Annotated in this window: 23 protein-coding genes and 1 pseudogene; 6 read left to right on the top strand and 18 right to left on the bottom strand. The window is 63.4% G+C overall.

Features of this window, described 5'->3' with window-relative positions; translation table 11 throughout:
• Positions 1-241: 241 nt before the first annotated feature.
• Entirely contained in the window at positions 242-2,059 is a 1,818-nt protein-coding gene (locus BSY16_RS28805) for a diguanylate cyclase (protein WP_069063178.1), read from the bottom strand.
• A gap of 81 nt (positions 2,060-2,140) precedes the next feature.
• On the opposite strand from BSY16_RS28805, the pseudogene BSY16_RS32995 reads away from it, so the two are divergent.
• Positions 2,141-2,257 (top strand): annotated as a pseudogene (locus BSY16_RS32995) (ABC transporter permease); the annotation flags it as partial.
• 168 nt (positions 2,258-2,425) lie between these two features.
• Here the strand turns inward: BSY16_RS32995 and BSY16_RS28810 are convergent.
• Entirely contained in the window at positions 2,426-2,659 is a 234-nt protein-coding gene (locus BSY16_RS28810) for a tautomerase family protein (protein ID WP_069063773.1), read from the bottom strand.
• A 265-nt stretch (positions 2,660-2,924) separates the two neighbouring features.
• Here BSY16_RS28810 and BSY16_RS28815 point away from each other — a divergent pair, with 265 nt between their 5' ends.
• Complete coding sequence (locus tag BSY16_RS28815) at positions 2,925-3,995, top strand: threonine aldolase family protein (RefSeq protein WP_171902493.1); 1,071 nt, start codon at positions 2,925-2,927, stop codon at positions 3,993-3,995.
• Here BSY16_RS28815 and BSY16_RS28820 read toward each other — a convergent pair.
• From BSY16_RS28820 to BSY16_RS28880, 13 genes are all read right to left on the bottom strand, one after another.
• Positions 3,980-5,026 (bottom strand): AbrB family transcriptional regulator, encoded by a 1,047-nt coding sequence (locus BSY16_RS28820; protein ID WP_069063180.1) that lies wholly within the window; start codon positions 5,024-5,026, stop codon positions 3,980-3,982. The genes BSY16_RS28815 and BSY16_RS28820 overlap by 16 nt on opposite strands.
• A gap of 10 nt (positions 5,027-5,036) precedes the next feature.
• Positions 5,037-5,330, bottom strand: coding sequence for an antibiotic biosynthesis monooxygenase family protein (locus tag BSY16_RS28825; RefSeq protein ID WP_069063181.1), 294 nt, complete (start codon positions 5,328-5,330; stop codon positions 5,037-5,039).
• A gap of 11 nt (positions 5,331-5,341) precedes the next feature.
• Positions 5,342-5,749, bottom strand: coding sequence for a cupin domain-containing protein (locus BSY16_RS28830; RefSeq protein ID WP_069063182.1), 408 nt, complete (start codon positions 5,747-5,749; stop codon positions 5,342-5,344).
• Between the two features lie 8 nt (positions 5,750-5,757).
• Positions 5,758-7,134, bottom strand: a complete 1,377-nt coding sequence (locus BSY16_RS28835; RefSeq protein WP_069063183.1) for an NAD-dependent succinate-semialdehyde dehydrogenase — start codon at positions 7,132-7,134, stop codon at positions 5,758-5,760.
• The gene (locus BSY16_RS28840; RefSeq protein ID WP_069063184.1) at positions 7,131-7,916 is read right to left on the bottom strand and encodes a hydroxypyruvate isomerase family protein; all 786 of its coding nucleotides are present in this window, start codon (positions 7,914-7,916) and stop codon (positions 7,131-7,133) included. Before BSY16_RS28840 ends, BSY16_RS28835 begins: the two co-directional genes overlap by 4 nt.
• Positions 7,916-8,995: an Ldh family oxidoreductase gene (locus BSY16_RS28845; protein ID WP_069063185.1), complete on the bottom strand. Its 1,080-nt coding sequence runs from the start codon at positions 8,993-8,995 to the stop codon at positions 7,916-7,918. Before BSY16_RS28845 ends, BSY16_RS28840 begins: the two co-directional genes overlap by 1 nt.
• A gap of 83 nt (positions 8,996-9,078) precedes the next feature.
• Positions 9,079-10,596 carry a tripartite tricarboxylate transporter permease gene (locus BSY16_RS28850; protein WP_069063186.1) on the bottom strand — a complete coding sequence of 506 codons (1,518 nt, stop codon included), beginning with the start codon at positions 10,594-10,596 and terminating at the stop codon, positions 9,079-9,081.
• A 1-nt stretch (position 10,597) separates the two neighbouring features.
• Entirely contained in the window at positions 10,598-11,071 is a 474-nt protein-coding gene (locus BSY16_RS28855; protein ID WP_171902494.1) for a tripartite tricarboxylate transporter TctB family protein, read from the bottom strand.
• Between the two features lie 30 nt (positions 11,072-11,101).
• A complete protein-coding gene (locus tag BSY16_RS28860) occupies positions 11,102-12,055 on the bottom strand; it encodes a tripartite tricarboxylate transporter substrate binding protein (protein WP_069063188.1) in 954 nt (317 codons plus the stop codon).
• A gap of 217 nt (positions 12,056-12,272) precedes the next feature.
• The gene (locus BSY16_RS28865) at positions 12,273-12,575 is read right to left on the bottom strand and encodes a DUF4387 family protein (protein ID WP_069063189.1); all 303 of its coding nucleotides are present in this window, start codon (positions 12,573-12,575) and stop codon (positions 12,273-12,275) included.
• Complete coding sequence (locus BSY16_RS28870; RefSeq protein ID WP_069063190.1) at positions 12,568-13,926, bottom strand: acyclic terpene utilization AtuA family protein; 1,359 nt, start codon at positions 13,924-13,926, stop codon at positions 12,568-12,570. The genes BSY16_RS28865 and BSY16_RS28870 overlap by 8 nt, the downstream gene beginning before the upstream one ends.
• Positions 13,923-14,843 (bottom strand): GntR family transcriptional regulator, encoded by a 921-nt coding sequence (locus BSY16_RS28875; protein ID WP_069063191.1) that lies wholly within the window; start codon positions 14,841-14,843, stop codon positions 13,923-13,925. Before BSY16_RS28875 ends, BSY16_RS28870 begins: the two co-directional genes overlap by 4 nt.
• A 55-nt stretch (positions 14,844-14,898) precedes the next feature.
• On the bottom strand, positions 14,899-15,978 hold the full coding sequence (locus BSY16_RS28880; RefSeq protein WP_069063192.1) for an isocitrate/isopropylmalate dehydrogenase family protein: 1,080 nt from the start codon (positions 15,976-15,978) through the stop codon (positions 14,899-14,901).
• 153 nt (positions 15,979-16,131) lie between these two features.
• On the opposite strand from BSY16_RS28880, the gene BSY16_RS28885 reads away from it, so the two are divergent.
• Entirely contained in the window at positions 16,132-16,998 is an 867-nt protein-coding gene (locus BSY16_RS28885; RefSeq protein WP_069063193.1) for a GntR family transcriptional regulator, read from the top strand.
• Between the two features lie 75 nt (positions 16,999-17,073).
• Here the strand turns inward: BSY16_RS28885 and cueR are convergent, their stop codons facing one another.
• Together cueR and BSY16_RS28895 are read right to left on the bottom strand one after the other, a co-directional pair.
• Positions 17,074-17,523, bottom strand: a complete 450-nt coding sequence (gene cueR / locus BSY16_RS28890) for a Cu(I)-responsive transcriptional regulator (RefSeq protein ID WP_069063194.1) — start codon at positions 17,521-17,523, stop codon at positions 17,074-17,076.
• 60 nt (positions 17,524-17,583) lie between these two features.
• Positions 17,584-20,091 (bottom strand): heavy metal translocating P-type ATPase, encoded by a 2,508-nt coding sequence (locus tag BSY16_RS28895; RefSeq protein WP_083243165.1) that lies wholly within the window; start codon positions 20,089-20,091, stop codon positions 17,584-17,586.
• Positions 20,092-20,252: 161 nt separating this feature from the next.
• Between BSY16_RS28895 and BSY16_RS28900 the strand changes: the two genes are divergently transcribed.
• From BSY16_RS28900 to BSY16_RS28910, 3 genes are all read left to right on the top strand, one after another.
• Complete coding sequence (locus BSY16_RS28900; RefSeq protein ID WP_069063196.1) at positions 20,253-20,447, top strand: heavy-metal-associated domain-containing protein; 195 nt, start codon at positions 20,253-20,255, stop codon at positions 20,445-20,447.
• Positions 20,448-20,461: 14 nt separating this feature from the next.
• Positions 20,462-20,854, top strand: a complete 393-nt coding sequence (copM, locus tag BSY16_RS28905) for a CopM family metallochaperone (RefSeq protein WP_069063197.1) — start codon at positions 20,462-20,464, stop codon at positions 20,852-20,854.
• Between the two features lie 68 nt (positions 20,855-20,922).
• On the top strand, positions 20,923-22,464 hold the full coding sequence (locus tag BSY16_RS28910) for a multicopper oxidase family protein (protein ID WP_069063198.1): 1,542 nt from the start codon (positions 20,923-20,925) through the stop codon (positions 22,462-22,464).
• Between the two features lie 100 nt (positions 22,465-22,564).
• Here BSY16_RS28910 and BSY16_RS28915 read toward each other — a convergent pair whose 3' ends face one another.
• Positions 22,565-23,590, bottom strand: coding sequence for a 2Fe-2S iron-sulfur cluster-binding protein (locus tag BSY16_RS28915; RefSeq protein WP_069063199.1), 1,026 nt, complete (start codon positions 23,588-23,590; stop codon positions 22,565-22,567).
• Positions 23,591-23,599: the final 9 nt, after the last annotated feature.

Genomic DNA, 23,599 nt, shown 5'->3' on the forward strand with positions numbered 1-23,599 from the left:
TTCTGCAGTCCGCTCACCGATGTAACTCCCGTTGCAAATGCTGTTTCCAATCTGACAGCTACTTAAATATGGCGATTAGGAGCCAAATGTCATCAGCCAACTCGCGGCGGCGGAAACATCAGGCGTTCATCTGCCCTGCGCCATAGGGTAGTCCGGGTCAGATGTTACCATCCGATGAACAACTGCAAAATGGCTACCAGACCGCACGCGCAACGATCCAACATCGAAGGCCGATCACAGATCATGGCTGACGAGACAAGGTTGCGCTGGAATTTCGGCTGCCTTTGATCCCGCTCGCAGCAATCGTCCTGTCACGCCCGTTCGCCTTGGCTTCAAGCAATGCGGCATCGGCTCGTGTTATCAGCGTTTCGATTGAACCGCCCGCCGGGAAGGCCGCCACTCCAACCGAAACGGAAACAGTGCCGAGGATCTGACCGGCATGGGAGAGGGCGGCGCTGCTGACCTTCTCGCGCAACGTGTCTGCAAGCGCTACCCCTTCTTCCTCCCCGAGGGAGGGCAAGAGAACAGTGAATTCCTCACCGCCGAAGCGAAACGCGCTGCCGACTGGGGCACAGGCTTCCCGAAGCGTTTGCCCGACAAACCGCATGACCAGATCTCCGGCATCGTGTCCGAACTGGTCATTGAAACGCTTGAAATAGTCTATGTCGATCATCAGGCAGACGAGCGGTTCCCCGCTCTCTTCCCTGATATGCTGCTGCAGCCGTTCATCCAGGAAACGGCGGTTGAAAAGGCCGGTGAGCGGGTCATGCACGGCGAGCGTGGTCAGCTTTTCCCGCAATTGAAGATTGGCGATCGCCAGGCCAACATTCTCGGCGATCAGTTCCAGATAGAGCCTCGGCCCCATCAATCCAAGTATCTCCTCCCCCTGCTCTTCGAGATATAGCAGCCCGATCATGTCGCCCTGCGCCGTCAACGGAACGCACAAGGTCGCGGCTTCGGGATGGTCGAGGTGCTGGCAGGGAACGTCGGCGCCGTTGACGCTGCTGTGATGTGAACGGCCACGGCGCATGCCCCAGCATGCGGCAGCAGGAAAATGCACCGCCGACTGCTTGGGATCGAGCCACGCGCCTGCGCGCACCAGGAACGTGTTGCCTTCCTTGAGAACGTACAAGCCGCCGGCAAGACCGGGAAATATCTGCGGGGCGAAGCGCACCACCACGTCGGTCATTTCCTCCTGGTTCTGACACGCCTGTACGCGGTGCATCATCTGCAGAATCAGGTCTTTCCTGTGCTGATCCGTCCGCCGCTCAGCATCGAGCCTCTCGCGCTCGATCAGGTTCGTCCGGAAGATTTCGATGGCCTCGTTCATCTCTCCGATCTCGTCACCCCGGCGCTCGGTCGGCACTTCCACGGTATAGTCCTGTTTGGCCAGCCTGTTCACGGTTCCCGCCATCCGCAGCAGCGGCATCGCCACCCTTCGCCTCAAGACGAAATAGAGCACGGCAACAAACAGTGCGCCCGTAACCGCAAGCATGATCTCGGCGACACGGCTCCACCAGTTGCTCCGTGCGCGTGCCGCTTCAAGCTCGGACGTCGCCCGCGTCGCGGTCAGATCGCGAAAATGGGCGACCGTTTGGAGAAGTGCATTCTGAACCCGCTCATGCTCCGCACCGAAGAGAATGTCCTGCGCTGCGAGCTTGTCTCCGCTCTGGAACCGTTCGATTGCGCTCGCCTCGATTTTGTCCAGCGCCTCTGCCCCGCTGACGATCTCCGCCAGCGCTTCGGCCTCGGCCGGCACAAGCGCCTGCGCGGCAAGTTTGGTTACGGCCTCCTCTCGGCGCCGCTCCCTCCCTTCTTCTACGTGAAACGCCTGCAGATGACGCTCTTCCCCCCGCATGACGTACAGCCTTGCTTCATCGCTCATGACCTCGGCACCCAGCGCCAGTTCTTCGGCCAGCGTGTCGAGCACGAGATGCTCCTCCACCGCGCTGCGCTCCTGAAGGGCGCTGCGTGACGACATGATGAACGCCCCGCCGGAGAGGGCGGTCAAAACGACGGTGATGCCATAGGCCCAGTTGGTGATCGTGGTGATTCTCATGCTCCCACTGTGCCAGCCGCTGCTTGAGGGAGGATTAAGGAAGGCAGCCTAGTATTTCGGTCTCCGGCGCTCTGCTCGCCGAACCTCTTCCGCGCAAGCACGGTTTCCCGGCTGCAGACGCTGATGCGCCTGCGTATTCCGAGCGCCCTGCCTTCCTTCTTCGCAGGCCTGCGCATTTCCAGTGGGCTTGCCCTGATCCGTCTCCCCTTGGGGAAATCCGATATTGTTGCTCACCGCCGGCTTTGACTTGCTTGGCCCTGGTAGGCGCGTCAGAATCCAGCGGCGATTTTAACCGGAACCCATGGATACATCATGCCCGGTCGCGAGAGGCCAACCGGACCTTGCACGCTTAGGCTCAAAGTCCGGTCAATCCCCGGGGCCGTAGTCGGGCATCTTGTAGATCGTATCCGACCGCTGCTGAATGTCCGGTGCGAAGACCTTCGTCATCCATTCCTCATCCTTAAAGTCCTCGATCGCGACCGATACGAGGTCTTCGCTGCAGCCCAACGACTCTGTTACAGCCTTGGTGAGCGCATCGGCGAGCGCCCTCTTCTGCTCTTCCGTGCGCCCCTCGACCATCTTGAGTATCACATGTGGCATTATTGTCTCCTCGTGGGACGTGTCTGTCGCGGAGGAAGATATGCGGCCTGAGGGCATGACAAAAGGCCTCATGATCAATCCTCTTCATCGTCGCACCGATAGTCCACACCCCCGCCCAATCGGGTGTGGCCGAGGTTTTACAAGCGCGCCGCACAAGCGAAGCGGTGAAAGCAACTCGGTCTGCGCCGTTGAGTTTGCAGTGCGGGGTAAGAAGCCGGTAGTCTTTCGCAACTACAGTCCAGCCGCACGTTTCAAGGACATGTCCATGCCAGAGCACCCTCGCCTTATCGACCTGAGCGCCGACACCGCGACACGGCCGTCCGAGGCCATGCGCCTGGCCATCTGCGCCGCGCCGGTGGGTGACGAGCAGCGGGGCGAGGATCCGACGACGCTGGCACTGGAGGAGCGCGTCGCCAACCTTCTCGGGCAGCAAAAGGCCTTGTTCCTGCCTTCCGGCACCATGGCGAACCAGATCGCCTTTATCGTGCACTGCCGACCGGGGGACGAGATCATCTGCGCGGAGAACGCCCATGTATTCGGCTCGGAGGGGGCGGGAGCCGCCGTGCTTGCCGGCGCACAGTTTCGGCCGCTCGACACGGCCACCGGCATCTTTACGGCCGAGGACGTCGCAAGCCGCCTGCGGGCGCCGCGCCACCGCTCGCCACGCAGCCGGGTCATCACCATCGAGCAGACCACCAATCGGGGCGGTGGCCGAATCTGGTCGGAAGATGCGATACGCGCGTTGAAGGGGCTGGCGCTGGAAAATGGGCTCGCGTTGCACATGGATGGGGCACGGTTGCTGAATGCGGCGGTGGCCACGGGCCTGCCGGCGGCGCGTTTCGCGGCACCCTGCGACAGCGTCTGGATCGATCTTTCCAAAGGGTTGGGATGCCCGGTCGGAGCGGTGCTGGCGGGATCCACCGGATTTATCGAGGAGGCGTTGGTCTGGAAGCACCGTTTGGGCGGAGCGATGCGGCAGTCCGGCATTCTTGCTGCTGCGGGTCTCTATGCGCTGGATCACAATGTCGAGCGACTTGCGGAGGATCATGACAATGCCTGGCGCCTTGCGGCAATCCTCGCAGCGGTGCCCGGACTTCAAGTGCAGCCGGGGGGCGCTGTCACCAACATTCTCTTTCTCGACCTCTTGGGGACGGGTGTTTCGGCAAGCGCGCTGGCGGAAGCGCTTGCCGGCGAGGCGATCCGCGTCAATGTCGAAGGCCAGCACCGCATCCGCATGGTCACCCACCTTGATGTCTCGGCCGACGACGTGGAGGTCGCTGGATGGGCAATCGTCGCGGCGCTGGCGCGCCTGCGGCCCGATCAATCGGGCGGTTGAGCCCGCCGCAGAAAGCGGAAGAGCACCGGCGCACCGAGGATGACCACGAGGATGCGGGTCAAGTGGTGCACGACGACGAAGCTAAGGTCTGCGCCGGAAACGAGCGCCAGCATCGACATTTCCGCCTGACCGCCGGGAATGAAGGACAGGAAGCCTTCGACGGGCGGGGCAAGGCCGGTCAGCGTCACCAGTTCCGTTACCGCGCCCGCAAGCGCCGCCAGGATCACCACGAAGGCGGCCCCGCCAGCGACCGTGTCACGCAACTCCCGCATGGTGACGCCGACATAGCTGACGCCGATGCCCATGCCGATGAGGAACTGGGCAGCCAGAAGTGCCTCGCGCGGCGGGCGCAGATGCAGGATGCCGGCGAGCGACAGGACGGCCGAAACGAGCAGAGGCCCGAGGATCGCCGCCCCGAAAAGACCGATCCGCTCGCCGCCCTTCCAGCCGACGAGGGCCGCGACGGCCATGATCACGAGTTCCGACACCGGCAGGTCGGAGGCCGGCGGGCCGATCGGATGGGTGAGGCCGACGCCGTAGATGTTGACGAGGATGATCGGTGCGACGACCATGATGACCATCAGCCGCGTGACGTGCACCAGCGACAATTGCCGGACATTCGCCCCCGCCTCCTGCCCGAAAATCGTCATGTCGGCCGCCCCGCCCGGCATGGCGGCATAGAAGGCAGTCACCGGATCAAAGCCGCAGACACGCCGGAAGAAGGGCACGCCGATCAGGCCGATCACCACGATATAGAGGGGAACCAGCGCTACCGAGGCCAGCATCGAGGGTAGCTCGGCCACAAGTGCTGGCGTGACCGATGTTCCGATCGCCACGCCGAGCACCGAACGCGCCGCGATTGAAACCTGCCCCAGGCCTGCAAGCGGAACGCCACATAACGCGACCACCAGCGACGCCACCATCGGGCCGAACAGGAACGGCAAAGGCAGATCCAGCAACAGGAAGATGGCAACGCCACCGGCCGAGATCAGGACGGTCATGCAGCGTCGCAGGAGCAGTGAGTGTTTCATGCCTCGCCCGTCACAAGCCTATTGCCGCCGAATGGGTCACCACCGGCGGACCGGCGAAATAGGGCGAGGCCAGCGCCCGCCATTTCTGGAACCCTTCCGAGGCGCGGAAGGTGACCGTGTGATCCTCGATCCGGCGCCATTTCACCAGAAGCCGATAGGTATCCGGCGTTTCGACAACCCGGTGCAGCGCCAGATCAAGGCAACCTTCCGCCGCCAGGAAATAGGGCCGCGCCGCCGCGACGGCCGCCTCGAAGCCTGCCGGATCGTTCACCGTGATCTCGGCGACCTCGATGACGGGGGACATGGAACCCTCCCTCATTTCGGTGCGTGGCCGTGTTCAGCGTCGATGGAGCGGCTTTCGCCGGTGGAGACCATGGTGCGGGTGGCATCGACCGTGGCGTAGGTCCAGAAGATGCGCATCGGCTTGTCAGAGGCGTTGATGAAGCGGTGCGGCACGTTGGCGGGGATCCACGTCGTGTCGTTGGTACCGAGGTGATGCTGCACGCCATCGATCTCGGCGATGGCCTCCCCCTCGATCACCATGACGCTTTCCTCGCAATTGTGGAAATGCACACCGATGGCGGCGCCCGGATCGAAGGCGGTAATGCCGTTGATCATGCTGGTCGAGCCGCAACGGCGGGTGACGAGTGGCGTGGTGCGCGCACCGCCACCGCGATCATTGGTCTTCAGTTCGTGCGGGCGCAGGATGGCAGGTTCGGACATTTGAGACCTCACTTGGCTGGACCGATCCAGACAGTCTTGATGTTGACGAATTCGCGGATGCCGTAGACGCCGAGCTCGCGTCCGTAGCCGGAACGCTTGATACCACCGAAAGGATAACGCGGATCGGAGGCGGTCATGCCGTTGATGAAGACGGCGCCTGCATCGATGCGGGAGGCGAGCGTGCGGCCGCGGGCGGTATCGCCCGTCCAGAGCGCGGCGCCGAGGCCGTATTCGCTGTCATTGGCCATGGCCACGGCCTCGTCGGCATCCTTCGCCCGGATGATGGCGGCGACCGGGCCAAAGGTTTCCTCGCGGAAGGCAGTCATGCCCGGCTTGACGTGGTCGAGCACGGTGGGCGGATAATAGAAGCCCTCGCCCTCGATCGGCTGGCCGCCGAGCTTCAGCTCCGCGCCCTCGGCCAGCGACCGCTCGACCTGCTCGTGCAGGCTGGTGCGCAGGTTTTCGCGGGCCATCGGGCCGATCTTCGTGTCCCGCTCCATCGGATCGCCGATTTTCAGCGCGGCAGCCTTCTCGACGAAGAGCGCGGTGAAGCGTTCGGCGACCGCCTCTTCAACGATGAAGCGCTTGGCGTTGACGCAGGACTGGCCGACATTGACATAGCGCGCCTTGACGGCGGTCTCCGCCGCAGCCTCCAGATCAGCATCGGCCAGCACGATGAACGGATCGGAGCCGCCGAGTTCAAGCACCTGCTTCTTCAGTGCCTTGCCCGCCTGCGATGCGACGATGGCGCCGACCTCGGTCGAGCCGGTCAGCGTGACGGCCGCAATCCGCGCGTCGACGATGAGACCGGCGACCTTGGATGTGTCGATGAGGAGCGTCGCCGTCAACCCCGCCGGGGCGCCTGCCACCTCCATCACCTCTTGCACGGCGAGCGCGCATTCCGGCACGTTGTTGGCATGTTTGAGGATCGCACCGTTGCCGGCGGCGAGCGCCGGGGCGGCAAAACGGAAATACTGCCAGAACGGATAGTTCCACGGCATGATCGCCAGCACGACGCCGAGCGGCTCGAAGGCAACGACACTCTCCGTGGCATTCGAGGGTACGGGCTCATCGGCGAGATAGAGCGGCGCATGTTCGGCGTAGAAATCGCAGTTATAGGCGCATTTCTCGATTTCGGCCTCGGCCTCGGCGAGCGGCTTGCCCATTTCCCGCACGATCATTTCGCCATAGCGCGCCTTGCCGGCGCGTAGTGCTGCCGCCATGCGGGTGAGCAAGGCCACTCTTTCGCCGACCGGCACCAGCCGCCAGGCGCGTTGCGCCTGGCTCGCGGCTTCCAGAGCGGCTTCGATAGCGGGATCGTCCTGTAGTTCAAAGCTGCAAATGGGGCGTCCGGTGGCGGGATTGACGGAGGTGATCGCGGTCATGGAAGAACCTTTTCGGAAAGGAGCCGCTTCCAGCCCGGCAGGAACGCTGCGCTGGTCGATGTTGCGGCGGACGGGACATATTCAAAGCCGACCGCGCCTGCATAACCCGCCGCCGTCAGGGCGGAGAGAAGGCGGTCGAAGGGCAATGTACCGGTTCCCGGCTCATGGCGGCCGGGGTGGTCGGCAATATGGACATGGCCGATACGGCGGGCATTCTGCGTCGCCCAGAGGGCGGGATCCTCGCCAAGCGTGGCGGCATGGTAGGTATCGAAAAGAAGGTCGAAGCGGCCATGAAACTGATCCTGCAGTTCCGCCGCGAGGGAAAGGCTGCCCATGTAGTAGCCGGGAATGGTGATCGCCTCGACGAGAACGCGCACACCGCTCCCCTCCGCCCGGTTCAAAGCCCAGGAGAGATTGAAGCGATAGGTCTCGCCGGCATCCAGGACGCCGCCCTTCGGCACGCCCGCCATGGGATGAACGAAGGGGCAGCCGATGGCTTGCGCGTAATCGAGCGCCCGGTCGAAGCCGGCGCGGAACTCCGCCTCGCGGCCCAGCAGTGCGGCAAGACCTTTTTCCCCCTTCGCCGCATCGCCCATGCCGGAGGTGACCTGCGAGAAGGTAAGGCCGAGATCGGCAAGGCGGGCTCGCATATCGGCGGCGGGCACGCTCCAGGGCTCGGGATGCTCGATCGCGGTAAAGCCATCGCGCGCGGCCGCGGCCGGCCGCGCGGCGAGCGGCAGTTCGGTATAGAGATAGCCGATATGCGCGGAGAAGCGGTTCATCAGTCCGTCCCGAACGGCGCTGTGCGACCGTCGGGGAAGGCGACCCCGGCGCCGGCGCCTTCGGCGGTAAGGTCCGCGACGACATTGTCTGTGATCGGGATGCCGGTGCGGCGGCGCTCGTCCTCGCGGCGCTGTTCCGGCTCGCCAGGCATCATGATTTCGTCCACACCCGCCGCGCGCGGAAGAACCTTGATGCGCTCGTAGAACTCATCCATGCGTGCAGCAAAATCGCTCATCGAGAGGAAGAGGTCGGGTTTGATGGCGAAAAACAGGTGGCCGACATTCTGTGGTTCGGAATGGTCGAAGTAGAGGCTTTTTACGTCTCCGCCGAAATTCGCGCCGGTCAGCACGCCGGACATCAGGTCCATCAGCGTCGCCAGCACAGAACCCTTGACGCCGCCGAAGGGCAGGCAGACGCCCTCGAAGGCCTTGGCGGCGTCTGTGGTGGGGTTGCCGTCGACATCCAGCGCCAGCCCTTCGGCAATGGGATCACCCTTCATCGCCGCCAGCCGGATTTTTCCGCGCGCGATCACCGTCATCGCCATGTCCATCACATAGGGCGGGTGTTTGCCGCCTGGAATGCCGGCGGCGATGGGACTTGCGCCGAGGAATGTCGTGCGCCCGCCCCACATCGGAATGGCGGGCGAGGAGTTGGTGAAGATCATCGAGATGAAACCGCGCTCGATGGCGCGCAGTGCATAACACGCCCCCATGCCGAAATGCGTGGAGCGGTTGACGCCGGCAAGGCCGATGCCCATCTCGCCGGCGATGTCGCAAGCAGCGTTCATGGCAATGTTGGAGGCGATGAAGCCCATGCCGTTGTCGCCATCGACCGCGGCGACGGCGCCCGCGACCTTCGTCACCTTGACGTCGGGACGCGGATTGACGAGACCGCGCTTCAACCGCTCCAGATACATCGGGATGCGGCTGACCCCGTGGCTGTCGACGCCGCGTAGGTTCGCCTTGACGAGGTCTCCGGCGATCAGGTCCGCGTCCGCGCGGCTCATGCCGACCGAGAGGAACATGGCGGCGGCATATCGGGTCAGGTCTTCGGCTTGGAAATAAAGCGTTTCGGCCATGGCGGGCTCCCGGAGGGTTGAGTTTTCCCGCCCGGCCGCAGGGGGTGCGGCCGGTCAGGTATCAGCATGGATGAATGGCGCCGTCAGACGCCGGCAGTTTCGTCGGGCATGTTGATCTTACGCGTGCGCCGCCAGTGCAGCATCGCCGGCACGATCAGGATCAGCGCCGAGACGGCGACCAGCACGGCCGAGAGCGGGGTGGAGACGAAGACCATCGGATCCCCCTGCCCTACGGCAAGCGCCCGGCGCATCTGCACTTCCGCCATCGGCCCAAGGATGAGGCCGATCAGCACGGGCGCGATCGGAAAATCGTAGACGCGCATCGTGTAGCCGAGCAGGCCGACGCCGAACATCATGGCAAGATCCACCCAGGAATTCGACACACCCCAGATGCCGACCAGCGAGAAGATCAGGATGCCGGCATAAAGGTAGGGGCGCGGGATGAACAGGAGGCGCACCCACAGCCCCGCCAGTGGCAGGTTGAGGATGAGCAGCATCAGATTGCCGACATAGAGCGAGGCGATGAGGCCCCAGACGAGGTCGGCCGAATTGATGAACAGCATCGGCCCCGGCTGTAGGCCGTAGTTCTGGAAGGCGGCGAGCAGGATGGCGGCGGTGGCAGAGGTCGGCAGGCCGAGCGTCAGCAACGGCACCAGCACCCCGGCGGCGGCGGCGTTGTTCGCAGCCTCCGGGCCGGCCACACCCTCGATGGCGCCATGGCCGAATTCTTCGGGGTGCTTGGTCAGGTTGCGCTCGACCGTATAGGACAGGAAGGTCGGGATTTCCGCGCCGCCCGCCGGCAGCGCGCCGATCGGAAAGCCGAAAAGCGTGCCGCGCAGCCATGGCTTCCAGGAGCGCTTCCAGTCGTCCTTGGTCATCCAGATGCCGCCGGCCAGCGGATTGAGGTTCGGCTTGTGCATGCCGAAGCGGCTGGCGACATAGAGCGTCTCGCCAATGGCGAACAGCGAGACGAGCACGACCGTCATCTCGACGCCGTCCATCAGGTCCGGCACGCCGAAGGTCAACCGCTGCAGGCCGGTCTGCTTGTCGATACCGACCACGCCGAGCGACAGGCCGAGGAACAGCGCAATGAAGCCGCGCACCTTGGACGTTCCCATCACCACCGAAACCGACAGGAAGGCGAGCAGCATCAGGGCGAAATAGTCCTGCGGCTTGAAGATGAAGGCAAGTTCGGCGATCGGCGGCGCGAGGAAGGTAATGCCCAGCGTGCCGATCGTACCGGCGACGAAGGAGCCGATGGCCGCCGTGCAGAGCGCAGCTGCGCCACGGCCGTTGCGGGCCATCTTGTTGCCCTCGAGCGCGGTCATCATCGATCCGCTCTCGCCCGGCGTGTTGAGCAGGATCGAGGTGGTTGAGCCGCCATACATGGCGCCGTAGAAAATGCCAGCGAACATGATGAAGGCCGCCGTCGGTTCGATATAGACGGTGACGGGCAGGAGCAGCGCGATGGTTAGCGCCGGTCCGATGCCGGGCAGCACGCCGATGGCAGTTCCGAGGAACGTGCCGACGAAGCACCATAGGAGGTTCTGCGGCTGCAGCGCGACGGAAAAACCGTTCATCAAGCCGGTAATCGCGTCCATTCTACACCCCCATCATCGGAAGAAGACCGCCGAGCTGGACACCCAGCTTGCGGAAGAGCCACCAGCACAACAGCGCAAAGCCGAGGCCGATAACGATATCCAGGTGCCAGCGGCGCGATTTGAACGCCGCCGCGATCAGCACGAAACAGCCGGTGCAGGTGACGACGAAGCCAAGCGGCTTCATCGTCAGCATCGGCAAGGCACAGGCCAAAGCGACGAGACCAAGCGCCTTGTAGGAGACGTGGTGGTCCTCGCTCACATCCTCGGCGCTCTGCTCCTCGAACGAAACGCCCCGGCGGATCTGCAGCGCCAGCATCAAGCCCAGCAGGACCAGACCGAACCCGACGGCCGAGGGCATGAAGCCCGGGCCGACATGGGCGTACTGGTCGAACTGGGGCAATTCCGCGGCCTTCCAGAGAACGACGGCTCCCCAGCCGACCGTTGCCGCCGCAATCCAATAGGGGCGTTCCGTCATGTCAGTCATCCTTTCCAGACACGCGGCGCGTTACTTGACGAGGCCGGATTCTTTCAGGATTGCACCGATACGGACCTTTTCGTCATTGAGGAACGTGACGAAATCGTCGCCCGCAAGGTAGGCATCTTCCCAGCCCTGCTTGGCAAGAATGTCTTTCCAGGCAGCGCTGTCATGCATCTTGGCGAAGCGGTCCAGCCACACCTTGCGGCCGTCTGCCGACATGTCCGGTGCACCGACGAGGCCGCGCCAGTTGCCGACAACGACGTTGAGGCCGGATTCCTTGAGGCTCGGCGCATCGATGCCTTCGAAACGGCCCTCGGACGTGACCGCAATGATGCGGATGCGGCCGGCATCGGCCATCGGCTTGAATTCCGAGACGCCCGACACGGCAACCGTCACGGCACCGCCGCCGAGGGCAGTGACGACTTCCGCGCCGCTGTCATAGGGAATGTAGTTCAGCTTGGCCGGTTCCAGGCCGCTTTCCTTGGCGATCAGCGCCATCACGATATGGTCCACGCCGCCGGCCGAGCCGCCGCCGATCGACACCGCGCCGATGTCCGCCTTCATCGCCTTGACGAGATCGTCCACGGTCTTGATCGGCGAGTCTGTCGCCACTGCGACAACGCCCGTATCGTTGGTGAGGCGCACCAGCGGCGTCACGTCGTCCAGCGTGACAGGCGAGGAATTGAGCAGGATGCCCCCCACCATGATGACGCCCATCGACATGACGGCATTGTCGTTGCCGCGGTTGGCACCGACGAATTCTGCAAGGCCGATCGTGCCGCCAGCACCGCCCTTGTTGGTGTAGGTCGCGCCGTCGGCGAAGATGCCTTCCTTCGACATGGCTTCGAACGGCAGGCGCGCCATGGCGTCATAACCGCCGCCAGCGCCACCCGGCGCCATGACCACTGCCGGGTCGGCAAGGGCCGGCGCTGCGGCCGAAAGCGAAAACGCCAATGCTGCGGCAAAAACTGCTTTTATCATAATTTCCTCCCAAAAAGTCCGGGCCGAAAGCCCTGATGCTGCCTATCCGGCAACACAGACACCGGCCTCCTTGCCGTTGTCTTAATGAGATACTTACGACAATACAGCCCTTTGCGCAACACCCTTGTTGTCGGCTTGGACGATGAGGAAACCACAAAAAAACCGCCCCCTGCACCAGACAGAGGGCAGCGCAAAACCAAGGCTTGCGGCAGAACAATCAATCGATCTGCAACTCCTCCAGAAGGCAGGCCCAGCCGGCTCCGTGCATGTCGCGGTCGGCCCGCGTGCCCTGCACGACGGGGCGCGGCACGGAGAATTTCACTACGTTCAGTGCGGGAATGTCGAAGCGCTTGAGCAATTGCTGCTCGACGCCGAAGAGCCGTGCCACGGTGGCGTCCTTCAACCCCTCGCGCACCCGCGTATAGGTCGTCGGATCGTCGCAGAAGACGTCGACCGTCAGCCAGAACGGCCCGGCATTCTTGGAGCGTACCTTGCTGACGAGGCTTCCCAGTTCAGGCATGTCCCACCTCATGGGTTTCGAGCACGAAAGCCGACAGCGGATCGTCCAGCTCCATCACATGGTTAAGGCAGAACTCGTAGAGCGCGCCACGCTGCATTTCAGCGGGCGAGAAGGGAAAGGCGAAGGTCGGCATCGGCTCGTCCTCGGTCAGGGGATGGTGCAGGAGATAGGGATTGAGGATTTTTCCGGCCTCGGCCGCCTGTTCGGCGGTCGGGCAGGTCAGGATGCCCAGGATGCCCACCTCGACCGGCACGTCGCGGCGGTTTTCCAGCGCGCCGAGCGTCGCATCCATGCCGATCAGCCGGATCTCGACGTTGAAGGTATCGGCAGAAAGGCTCATGCGGGCGACGATCTTGTCGCGCACCTTCGCCTCCATATCCGCCGCCCATTCGCGGACATGCTGGACATAGCGACGCTCGCGCACGACGGCGAGGCCGACGGTCTGGTAGCCGACGACGCGCGCGCCCTCAAGCTTCACCGTGTAGCGGCCCGGAACCCATTTCGAGCCCTCGACACGCACCCGGCGGCCATCGAGCGCTTCATAGTCGGACCGCGTCACGTCGAGATGACCGCCCGGTTCGTGCAGGATGAACGGGTCGGAGTTTTCGTAGAGCATATGAGCCGAAACGGTATAGGGCGTGGCGGCGGCATCCGCGGCCATCGGCTCGATGGTAAAGCCCGTGGCGTCGAAGTCGATCTGGATCACGCCGGAATTCGGCTGCGTGGTGGCCAGCGCACCGCATTCGCCGACCTTGGCGCCATGCCAGGCGGCCCCGGCATGATCGCCGCGCACAACCGGAAGGGCGGCGATGATCGCCGTATCGGTGGTGCGCCCGGCGATCACGATGTCCGCCCCGGTGGCAAGCGCGGCCGCGACCTGCTCGATGCCCGCGAGCGCGACGATGTTGGTGCAGTCGTCGACGATGGCCTCGCAGATGTCGGGTGCTGCCGGCAAGGCGTGCAGGCGACCGCCGCCGAGCGCAGCCTTCACCCGATCCTTCGGCTGGCCGGATTTCAGCGTCGCGACCTTGACCTTCATGCCCTCTTCGAGGGCGATCTCGCGGGTGATGTCGAACAGCCAGTCCACCGCCGCATCGGCGCCGCAGGTGCCGGCCGTGCCGATGACCAGCGGCACCCCGGCTTTCGCACGCGCCTGCATCAACTCGCGCCATTCCACCTTGGTCGAGGCGCGGGAATATTTCGAGACGCCCCGCCCGAGATAGGACGGGCCGCTATCCGTCGAGCCGCCGTCGATGGCGATGATATCGGGACGGTTGGCCACGCCGCGCTCCAGCGCCTCGCGGTCATAGCCCAATCCCAGCGCCCCTGCGGGTACGAGAACGCGTGTCATGTGTCACCTCCTTGGTTTGGCTCGCTCGCGGAGCCACCGGAAAACATTTCAGCGCGGGCCTTGCGCAGCTTGGCCTTGCCAAGATGGTCCTGCATCAAGCTGGCCGCCCTGTCGAAATCGCTGGCATCCAGCGCATCCAGGATGGCAAGGTGCTCGGCATTCTGGCCCCGCACCTGCGCCGCGTTCAGCGTCTGCCGGTATTCGATCAGACGCCGAAGCTGGTTGAGTTTCTGCACTGTGGTCAGCAGGAACCTGTTGCCGGACAACGTCGCCAGCCCCTCGTGAAAGGCCGAATTCGCCTCGAACAGTTCCATCTGGCTGAGGCGCTCCCACCCCCCGTCGGCAATGATTTCCTGCCGCCGGCGCAGGTCTGCCAGCACGACCGGGTCGGATCGGAATTCCGGCGAGCGTATGCCGTGCACCTCGATCACCTGGCGTAGATCATAACATTCGCGATAGGCCTCGACGGAATCGATCAGCACGGCGAATGTCCAGCCCCTGCCCTCGTTGCGCTCGATCCAGCCCTCGCCGGAAATGCGGGTCAGGATGCGTCGCAGGGCCAGCCGCGACGCGCCGTAGCGCCGCATCAGGTCCGTCTCGCTGACCCTGTCCGGCAAGCGGCGCGACAGGCGGTCGTCGGCGATGCGTAGGTAGGTCGCCTCATCCGACGTGTCATCGGCGGCCGGCAAAGGATCGGCGGCGATGCGGTGGGGATCGAGCAGATAGAACCCCTTGTTGGGAACCCGCTCGACGATGCCTTGATCGGCCAGCAGGCCGAGCGCCGAGCGGATCGGCGGACGCGAGGTGCCGAACAGGGTCTGGAGGCTGGCTTCCGTCAGATGCTGTCCCTGTTCCATGGCCGATGTCCTGATATGGCGGACAATCTTGTCCGCCAGCGAGCGATGAAGTTCGTTCATTTTCAACCCCGGAATGGTATTAAGCGCGTATATACGACAATCCGGTTTCAATCAATTATTGCGGGCCTCCCTCGCCGAGTGCGACCGCGCCCGCGATGCGGGTTGCGAACGCGGCGGTTCCGAGCGGGCCGGCGAGGTCTGCGGTACGGCTGGCCGGGTCAGCCAGCGCAGCTTCCACCGCGACTTCGATCCCCCGGGCGGCACTGGCGAATTGCGGAGCGGCGTGACGCTCGGCCAACCAGTCCAGCAGCATAGCCGCCGAGAGGATAAGCGAAGTCGGATTCGCTTTGTCCAAACCGGCGATATCCGGTGCGGAGCCATGCTGGGCCTGCGCCACGCAGATGTCGTCGCCCTGGTTGAGCGAACCACCGAGGCCAAGACTGCCGGACAGTTCGGACGCCTCGTCCGACAGGATATCGCCGAACATGTTGGTTGTGACGAGGACATCGAATCGGTCGGGCTGGCGTATCAGAAGCGCCGCCGCGGCATCGACGATCAATTCCTCCAGAACCACATCCGGGAAGGCCGTTGCCACCTTGCGCACTTCGCGCAGGAAAAGCCCATCCGAGAGTTTTAGCACATTGGCTTTGTGGACCGCCGTCACCTTGCGCCGCCGCGTCGCCGCCAACCGGAACGCCGCCTCGGCTATCCGTCGGCAGGCCGCCGCAGAAATCTTGCGCATGGACAAAGCAAGGTCCGGGTCCGGCATGAACTCGCCGCTGCCCGCAAACATGTTCCGGTCGGAATAAAACCCTTCGGTGTTTTCCCGCACGATCACGAGATCCATCGGCTTCTTCAGGATCGACAGATCCGGGCGCGAACGACAGGGGCGGACATTGGCATAGAGATTGAACTTCGTCCGCAGTTCGCCGGACGGATTGATTCCGCCCTTTTCAATCGGCGGATATTCGTAATGCGAAACCGGGCCGAGGATGACACCCTCGACCTGCGGAATGCGCCGCATGATCGGGTCCGGCAAGGTCGTGCCATGCTCCGCCAGCGCCTTCAGGCCGATATCTGCGCTTTCGATCCGCAGCCCAAGACCATACCGCCGGTCGGCAGCCTCAAGAACCTCAATGGTCGCTGCGGTGATTTCAGGGCCGATCCCGTCACCTGGCAGGGCCAATATGCGCACTTGTAACCCTCCTCGATCGAGCCAACACACATGGTGTTTTGAAAGTACAAAATCCCACTAATCCGAATCCTGGCACTATGCAAGCACAAAAAACCACAGCTTGGCGAACCACGCAAAAAATGCGAGAAGACCCGCAGCCACGAAGGAGCGGACATGACCCAGATCGCCAGCACCCTAGCCCAGCAGATCGCCAGGCTTGTGCATGCAGAGCGGCTGGCACCCGGCGACGCACTGACAGAGCGTAGCCTTGCCGAACGCTTCCTCGTCTCGCGCTCGCCGATCCGCACGGCGCTCCGCGAGTTGCAGCGCGCGGGCGTGCTGTCGCCGGCTGAAAGAGGCGGTTTCGAGGTCGCTGATCCCGGAGCGGCAGAGGCTTTTGCCGCAAGCGAGTCGGGCTCCGACGGCAGCGAGGAGACATATCTGGCGATCGCCCGCGACCGATTGGCCGGAGCGATCCCCGACAGGATCAGCGAAAATGAACTGCTGCGCCGCTACGGCGTCACGCGCCCTCGCTTGCAGGCCCTGCTCCGGCGCATGTCGGAAGAAGGCTGGGCCGAGCGCCTGCCCGGGCATGGCTGGCGGTTCCTGCCGGTCCTGACCTCGATGGAGACCTATCGGCAGAGCTACAGCTTCCGCCAGGCGATCGAGCCCGCCGCTATCCTGGAGCCGGGCTTCATGCTGGACAGGCCTGTCCTCGAGCGGCACCTTGAGCAGCAGCGCCATCTGGTGGCCGGCGGGATCCTGGAAATCTCCGCCGTCCGGCTTTTCGAGATCAACAGCGAAATGCACGAGGCCATTGCCGAATGCAGCCGCAACGCCTTCTTCATCGAGAGCCTGCGCCGCGTCGATCGGCTTCGCCGGCTCATCGAATATCAGCAGAAGGTCGACCGCGAACTCGCCCGCGCCCGCTGCATCGAGCATGTCCGCATTCTGGAACTTCTGTTCGACGGAAAAAACGCGGCCGCGGCCGAGGAGATGAGAAAGCACCTGCGTGCTCTGGGTCCCCTGAAGGCGCCGTGACGCCGGTGTTCGCCGGGGTGCGCGCGCCGACCAAGATGGCGATTGTTGTCGCGCGGAGACGCCCGGACGGGTGCGTCATTGCACCGGTCGTGCGACCGCGCCGGAGCGGGGCTGGATAACCAGGTCCTCGTTCTCGAGATCGCTTTCGAGGCTTTGCAGGATCGGGCAGTGCGGGCGGTGGTCGCCGTGGCAGGCGTTGACGAGCGTCGTCAGCGTGTGGGCCATGTCCTGCAGGCCCTTGATCTTCTTTTGCAGTTCATCGATGTGGCCCTGCGCCAGACGCTTGACCTCGACGCTCTGCCGGGTCTCGTCACGCCACAGGCCAAGAAGATCGCTGATCTCGGCCACAGAAAAACCGAGATCGCGCGCACGGCGGATGAAGCGCAGCATGTGGACGTCGGTGTTCGAATAGTCGCGATAGCCGGACGACGTTCGGTCAGCGGCGGGAATGAGGCCGGTCTGCTCGTAGTAGCGGATCATCTTGGCCGATACGCCCGAGGCTTTTGATGCCTGTCCAATGTTCATCAATATTCTCCGTAAAATGGCGCTCAGCCGACCCGGATATCGGGTCGGCTGAGCGATTTGTCAGTTCGCCAGCTTGATCGTCCGCAACCGCAGCGCATTGCCGAGCACGAAGACGCTGGACAGAGCCATGGCGCCCGCGGCAAAGACCGGCGAGAGCAAGATGCCGTAGGCCGGATAGAGAAGGCCGGTCGCGACCGGGATGAGGGCCGTGTTGTAGGCAAACGCCCAGAACAGGTTCTGCCGGATATTGCCGATGGTCGCCTTTGACAGAGCGATCGCGTTCGGCACGCCCTGCAGGCTGCCCGACATCAGGACCACGTCCGCCGCCTCGATTGCGATATCCGTACCCGTGCCGATGGCAAGACCGACATCCGCCTCCGCAAGTGCCGGGGCGTCGTTGATGCCGTCACCGACGAAGGCGACCTTGCCGTACTTGGCCCTGAGGCGGCGAACCGCATCGACCTTGCCGTCCGGCAACACTTCCCCCACCACTTCGTCAATCCCCAGCCGGGCTGCTATGGCCTTGGCAGTGCGGGCATTGTCGCCGGTAATCATTGCGACCTTGAGGCCGAGATCGTGCAGGGCCTTGATTGCCGCAGGCGTGGCGGCCTTGATCGGATCGGCGACCGCGATGATCGCCGCGAGCTTTCCGTCGATCGCGGCATAGAGGGGCGACTTGCCTTCGTCACCGAGACGGGCGGCAACCTTGGAGAACGTTGCGACATCATGGCCGAGCTCGTTCATGTAGCGGTCTGCGCCGATTTCAACGCGCTTGCCTTCAACCATGGCCTTGACGCCGAAACCCGTCACCGATTCAAAGTCCGACACAACCGGCAGCGCGATGCCTTCACCGGCGGCCGCCTCCACGATCGCACTGGCAATCGGGTGCTCCGACTTGGCCTCGACAGCGGCGACAAGACTAAGGACTGCTGATCTGCTGAAGCCGGCGGCCAGTTCCAGGTCGGTCAGGGTCGGCTTGCCCTCGGTCAGGGTGCCCGTCTTATCGAGCGCCACGACCTTGGCGTCCTTCAGCAACTGGAGTGCTTCCCCCTTGCGGAAGAGTACGCCGAGTTCCGCACCGCGGCCGGTGCCCACCATGATGGAGGTCGGCGTCGCCAGACCCATGGCGCACGGGCAGGCGATGATCAGGACAGCGACGGCATTGACCAGCGCAAAGGTAAGCGCGGGTGACGGGCCGAAGGTGAGCCAGGCCGCAAAGGTCAGCGCCGCGACGGCGAAGACGGCCGGTACGAACCACATCGTGACCTTGTCGACCAGCGCCTGGATCGGCAGCTTGGAGCCCTGCGCCTCTTCGACCATGCGGATGATCTGCGAAAGCACCGTATTGCCGCCGACCGCCGTAGCGCGGAACGCGAACGCGCCCTTCTGGTTGACCGTACCACCGACGACCGCGCTACCCAGCACCTTGGAAACCGGGATCGGCTCGCCGGTAATCATCGACTCGTCGACATAGCTTGTGCCTTCCACCACCTCGCCATCAACGGGCAGGCGTTCACCGGGACGAACTTCGACGATATCGCCGGAAACGACCGAGCCGATCGGCAGGTCGACCGCCTTGCCGTTCCTGCGCACGCGCGCCGTCTTGGCTTGAAGACCTGCCAGGCGCTTGATCGCTTCGGACGTCCGACCCTTGGCGCGGGCCTCGAGCAGGCGGCCGAGCAGAATGAGCGCGACGATGACTGCGGCGGCCTCATAGTAAACGTTGATCGTGCCGGGCGGCAGGAAACCGGGGGCGAAGGTCGCGACCAGCGAATAGCCGTAAGCTGCGAGCGTACCGACGGCCACAAGCGAGTTCATGTCGGGAGCAAGACGCCAGAGCGCCGGCAGCCCCTTGTCATAGAAGCGAATGCCCGGAACGAAGAGGACGAGCGTTGTCAGTGCGAACTGGATGTACCAGTTCCACTGCATGCCGATCGTGGATTCGATGAGGCCATGCACGCCCGGAATGAGGTGCGATCCCATCTCCAGAAGAAAGACAGGCGCGGTGAGCACCGCCGCGATGGTGAAATCGCGGGCCAGTTCACGGCGCTCGGCGTCCTTCTTCTCCGCTCGCTCGGCGTTCTCGTCTTCATCGCTATGGGCGGCGGCGGCCGCACCGATCAGCTTTGCCTCATAACCAGCGTCCTCGATCACCGCGATCAGGGTCGCGACCGCGGCCTCTCCGTGGACTGTCGCGCGCTCCGTCGCCAGATTGACGACCGCCCCCGTTACGCCGGGAACCGCCTTCAGGGCACGCTCGACACGGCCGACGCAGGATGCGCACGTCATGCCGTCAATCGACAGCTCCGTGGGGCCGGCCGAACCTGCCGATTTCACAGGCACGGAATAGCCGGCATTTTCGATGGCCTCGATGAGCTTGGCGCGGTCGACCGTCGATCTGGTCGTGATGCTCGCACGCTCCGTCGCCAGGTTGACCGATGCGGTCTCGACCCCCGGGACGGTCTTCAGGGCTCTTTCGACACGCCCGACGCAGGACGCGCACGTCATGCCCTCGATGGGGAGCGATATCGTTCCGGTTAAGTCTGTTGCGCGAACGGGGGCATTCATAGCCGCCTCCTTTTCTCGTTCCGAAATTCAGGTTCGGACAGAAGATGGGGCTTCCAACCATGGGAAGGTCAATAGCAAACTTTTCCTTTCGGCACCACTTGACCTTCCCATGGTTGGAAGCTCCAGCTTGAGTACCTGAGACCCAACCAAGGAGAATTCTTATGAAGCTCACAATCGAAAACATGACCTGCGGCGGCTGCGCCAAATCCGTCACCAAGGCAATCCAGTCGGTCGATCCCAACGCGAAGATCGAGACCAGCCCCGCCATACGCAGCGTCGAGATCGAGACGACCGCCACCCTGGCCGCAGTTCAACAGGTTCTCGAAGAGGCCGGTTATCCGGCAACCGCGGGCTGAGCTGGAGCGATATCATGCACAAGCTCACCCCGATCTTCATCGCAGGTGCGCTCGCCACTAGCGGTGGCCTCGCAATCGCCCAGAGCCAGATGAACAAGGACAATCCGATGCAAGGTCATAGTATGTCGGGCCACACGATGCCGGTTCCTGACACTCCCTCGACGGCGGCGTTCGCCAGCGCCAATGACCGCATGCACAAGGACATGATGGTCGAGTTCACCGGTGATGCCGACATCGACTTCATGCGCGGCATGATCCCGCACCATCAGGGTGCGATCGACATGGCGAAAGTCGTGCTTGAGCACGGCAAGGATCCGCAGGTGCGCAAACTCGCCGAAGAGGTGATCAAGGCGCAGGAAAGCGAGATCGCCATGATGAAAACCTGGCTCGCCGATCGCGGCCGCTAACAATCGGAGGGCGGCTCTCAGGGCCGCCTTTGGCAAGGAAATTCACGCGACCGAGAGGAAGACGATCAATGCATCGACGGACTTTTCTGGCGAGCCTTGCGGGTCTCGTCGCTGCCGGGCCTGCTACAGCCCAGATGAAGCACGATATGGGCGGCACGAGCGGCCACGGCGGTCACAACATGCCCATGGCGGGCACCAACCCGGTTTTGCCGGAAGGGCAGCCTCTCAGGGCGTTGCCACGCCTGTCGAACCAGTCGGCCGTGCCCGGCGTATTCAAGGCAAAGCTGGCCGCAGAACCAGGTTTCGTAAGGTTCGCCGAAGGGCTCGACACGCCTGTGCTTCTCTACAACGGCACCAATCCCGTGATCGAGGCAAATGAGGGCGACACGGTCGAGATCAGCTTTGAGAACAGGATTCCAGGCGAACCCACGACGATCCATTGGCATGGCATGCCGGTTCCGGCCGATCAGGATGGCAATCCAACGGACCCCGTAGCCTCGGGCGACGAGCGCATCTATGCGTTCGAGCTGCCGGAAGGCAGTGCAGCGTCCTACTGGTTTCATCCCCACCCCCATGGACTGACCGCCGAGCAGGTCTATCGCGGGCTCGCCGGTATCTTTCTGGTCAAACCGAAGGACGACCCCATCCCACCGGACTATGGCGACACGGTCCTCATGCTCACCGACCTCAGGATCGCCGCCGACGGGACGATGCCGGAAAGCACGATGGCCGATCTGATGAACGGTCGCGTTGGTGATCACGTGCTCGTCAATGGGCAGAAGAACCCGGCGATGACTGTTGCGCGTGGCGAAAAACGCCGCTTACGCCTCTACAACGCGACGAATGCGCGGTTCCTGCGCCTCGCGTTCGAGAATGCGAGCATGACCGTCATCGGAACGGACGGCGGCCTGATCGAGGCACCCGTCTCCGTCAACGAACTGTTGCTCACGCCGGCCGAACGCGTTGAGTTGATCGTTTTCTTCGACAAGCCGGGCGAAGCCAAGCTCACGACGCTCGACTACGAGCGTGGATGGATGGGGCCGGGCAAACCGAACGAGGCCGGCATGATCCTGCTGACGGCAAACGTATCAGAAGAGGCGACGGCCGCAATGCCGCCCCTGCCCGCAAAGCTACGCTCCATCGAACATCTCGGGAACCCGGCTGTCACGCGCCGGTTCGTGCTGACGGAATCAATGGGCGGAATGGACCATGGCAGCATGACAATGAGCGGCATGGATCATTCCAGCATGCCCATGTCGTCCGAAAGCATGGACATGAAGTTCCTGATCAACGGTGCCAGCTTCGACATGAACCGGATAGACGAAGTCTCGAAAGTCGGACAAGTCGAGCTTTGGGAAATCGTCAACGAGGCGGATATGGACCATCCGTTCCATGTGCACGGGACGCAGTTTCAGATCACGGAGCATGAGAAGGATGGGAAGGTCTCCATGCCATCCTATCGAGCGTGGAAGGATACCGTGAACATCACGGCCGGTGAGACGGTGCGAATATTGCTGCGCCAGGATCTGCCGGGACCGCGCATGTATCACTGCCACATCCTCGAGCACGAACAGCTCGGCATGATGGGCACGATCGACATCCAGGCCTAGTCTGGATCAGCGCACCAAACAAAGGCCCGCCGCGAGGATGTTCGCGGCGGGCCTTTGTCATTAGCGGACGAGCGAGGGGGTCTCATCGCCGGCGGCAGCATCATTCGACAGCCGGCGCCGGCAAATCCTCCGGGGTAAAGAATACGTCGGCGTGCATGTCTTGCCTGCGCAATCCGCGCGCAAATGCCATTTCCATGGCCGCCTCCACCATCGGCGGTGGGCCGGCAACATAGGCTTTCCAGTCGGCAAGGCTGGAAAGATCCTCCGCCACAGCCTGCGTCACGACACCGCTCCGATATTGTGTGGGCTGCGCCTGCGACAGCACGGGCACGAAGGTGAGATTGAAATGCCGCTTGGTAAGAGCCTGGAAATGCTCAACAAGATAGAGATCACGCTCGGCGCGGACGCCGAAGTAGACATGGATCTGCTGCTTCATCCCGTAAGCGAGAGCAGTTTCCACGATGGACTTGATCGGCGCCAGCCCGGAGCCGCCGGCAATGCACAGGATCGGGCCGGAATGCCGCTGGCGCAGGCCGGAAGAGCCCAAAGGGAGCGTGAGTCTTGCCCTGTCACCGACCTTCAATGTGCCATGCACATGCTCCGAGGTAATCCCTCCCGGAACACGACGAATATGGAATTCAAGACCGCCGTCGCCGTACATGTTGGCCATTGAATAGCTGCGGGCCGGAACGCCATTGAACTCGACCTGCGCATACTGCCCTGCAGTGTACTGCAAAGGAATTCCGTCCTGCGGTGCAATCCGAAGCAGTTTGATGTCGTGGGTGAGGTCATCAAGGAAGGTCACGACGCCTTCCATACGTTGTAGCGGATGAATGGTGTCGTCTTCGCTGCCTAGCCAGGCCACGGCTGCATCCGTCCGGGGCAACGCCCGGCATGCCAGGATAAGACCGTCGGCTTTCTCTTCATCGGTCAGGGCGAAGCGCGAATGCTGAAGCAGGTCCACCTCCCCCTCGATCAACCGGGACTTGCAGGAGCCGCAGCGCCCGGACTTGCAGCCATGGGGGTAGGGAATGCCGGCGGCGAGTGCCGTATCGAGTATGGTCTGCCCATTCTGGACTTCAAGGCGGGCTCGAACCTGCCGGATATCAATGCGTTTGACTGTCACGTCCGATCC

This window comes from Sinorhizobium sp. RAC02 (assembly GCF_001713395.1).
GTDB lineage: Bacteria > Pseudomonadota > Alphaproteobacteria > Rhizobiales > Rhizobiaceae > Shinella.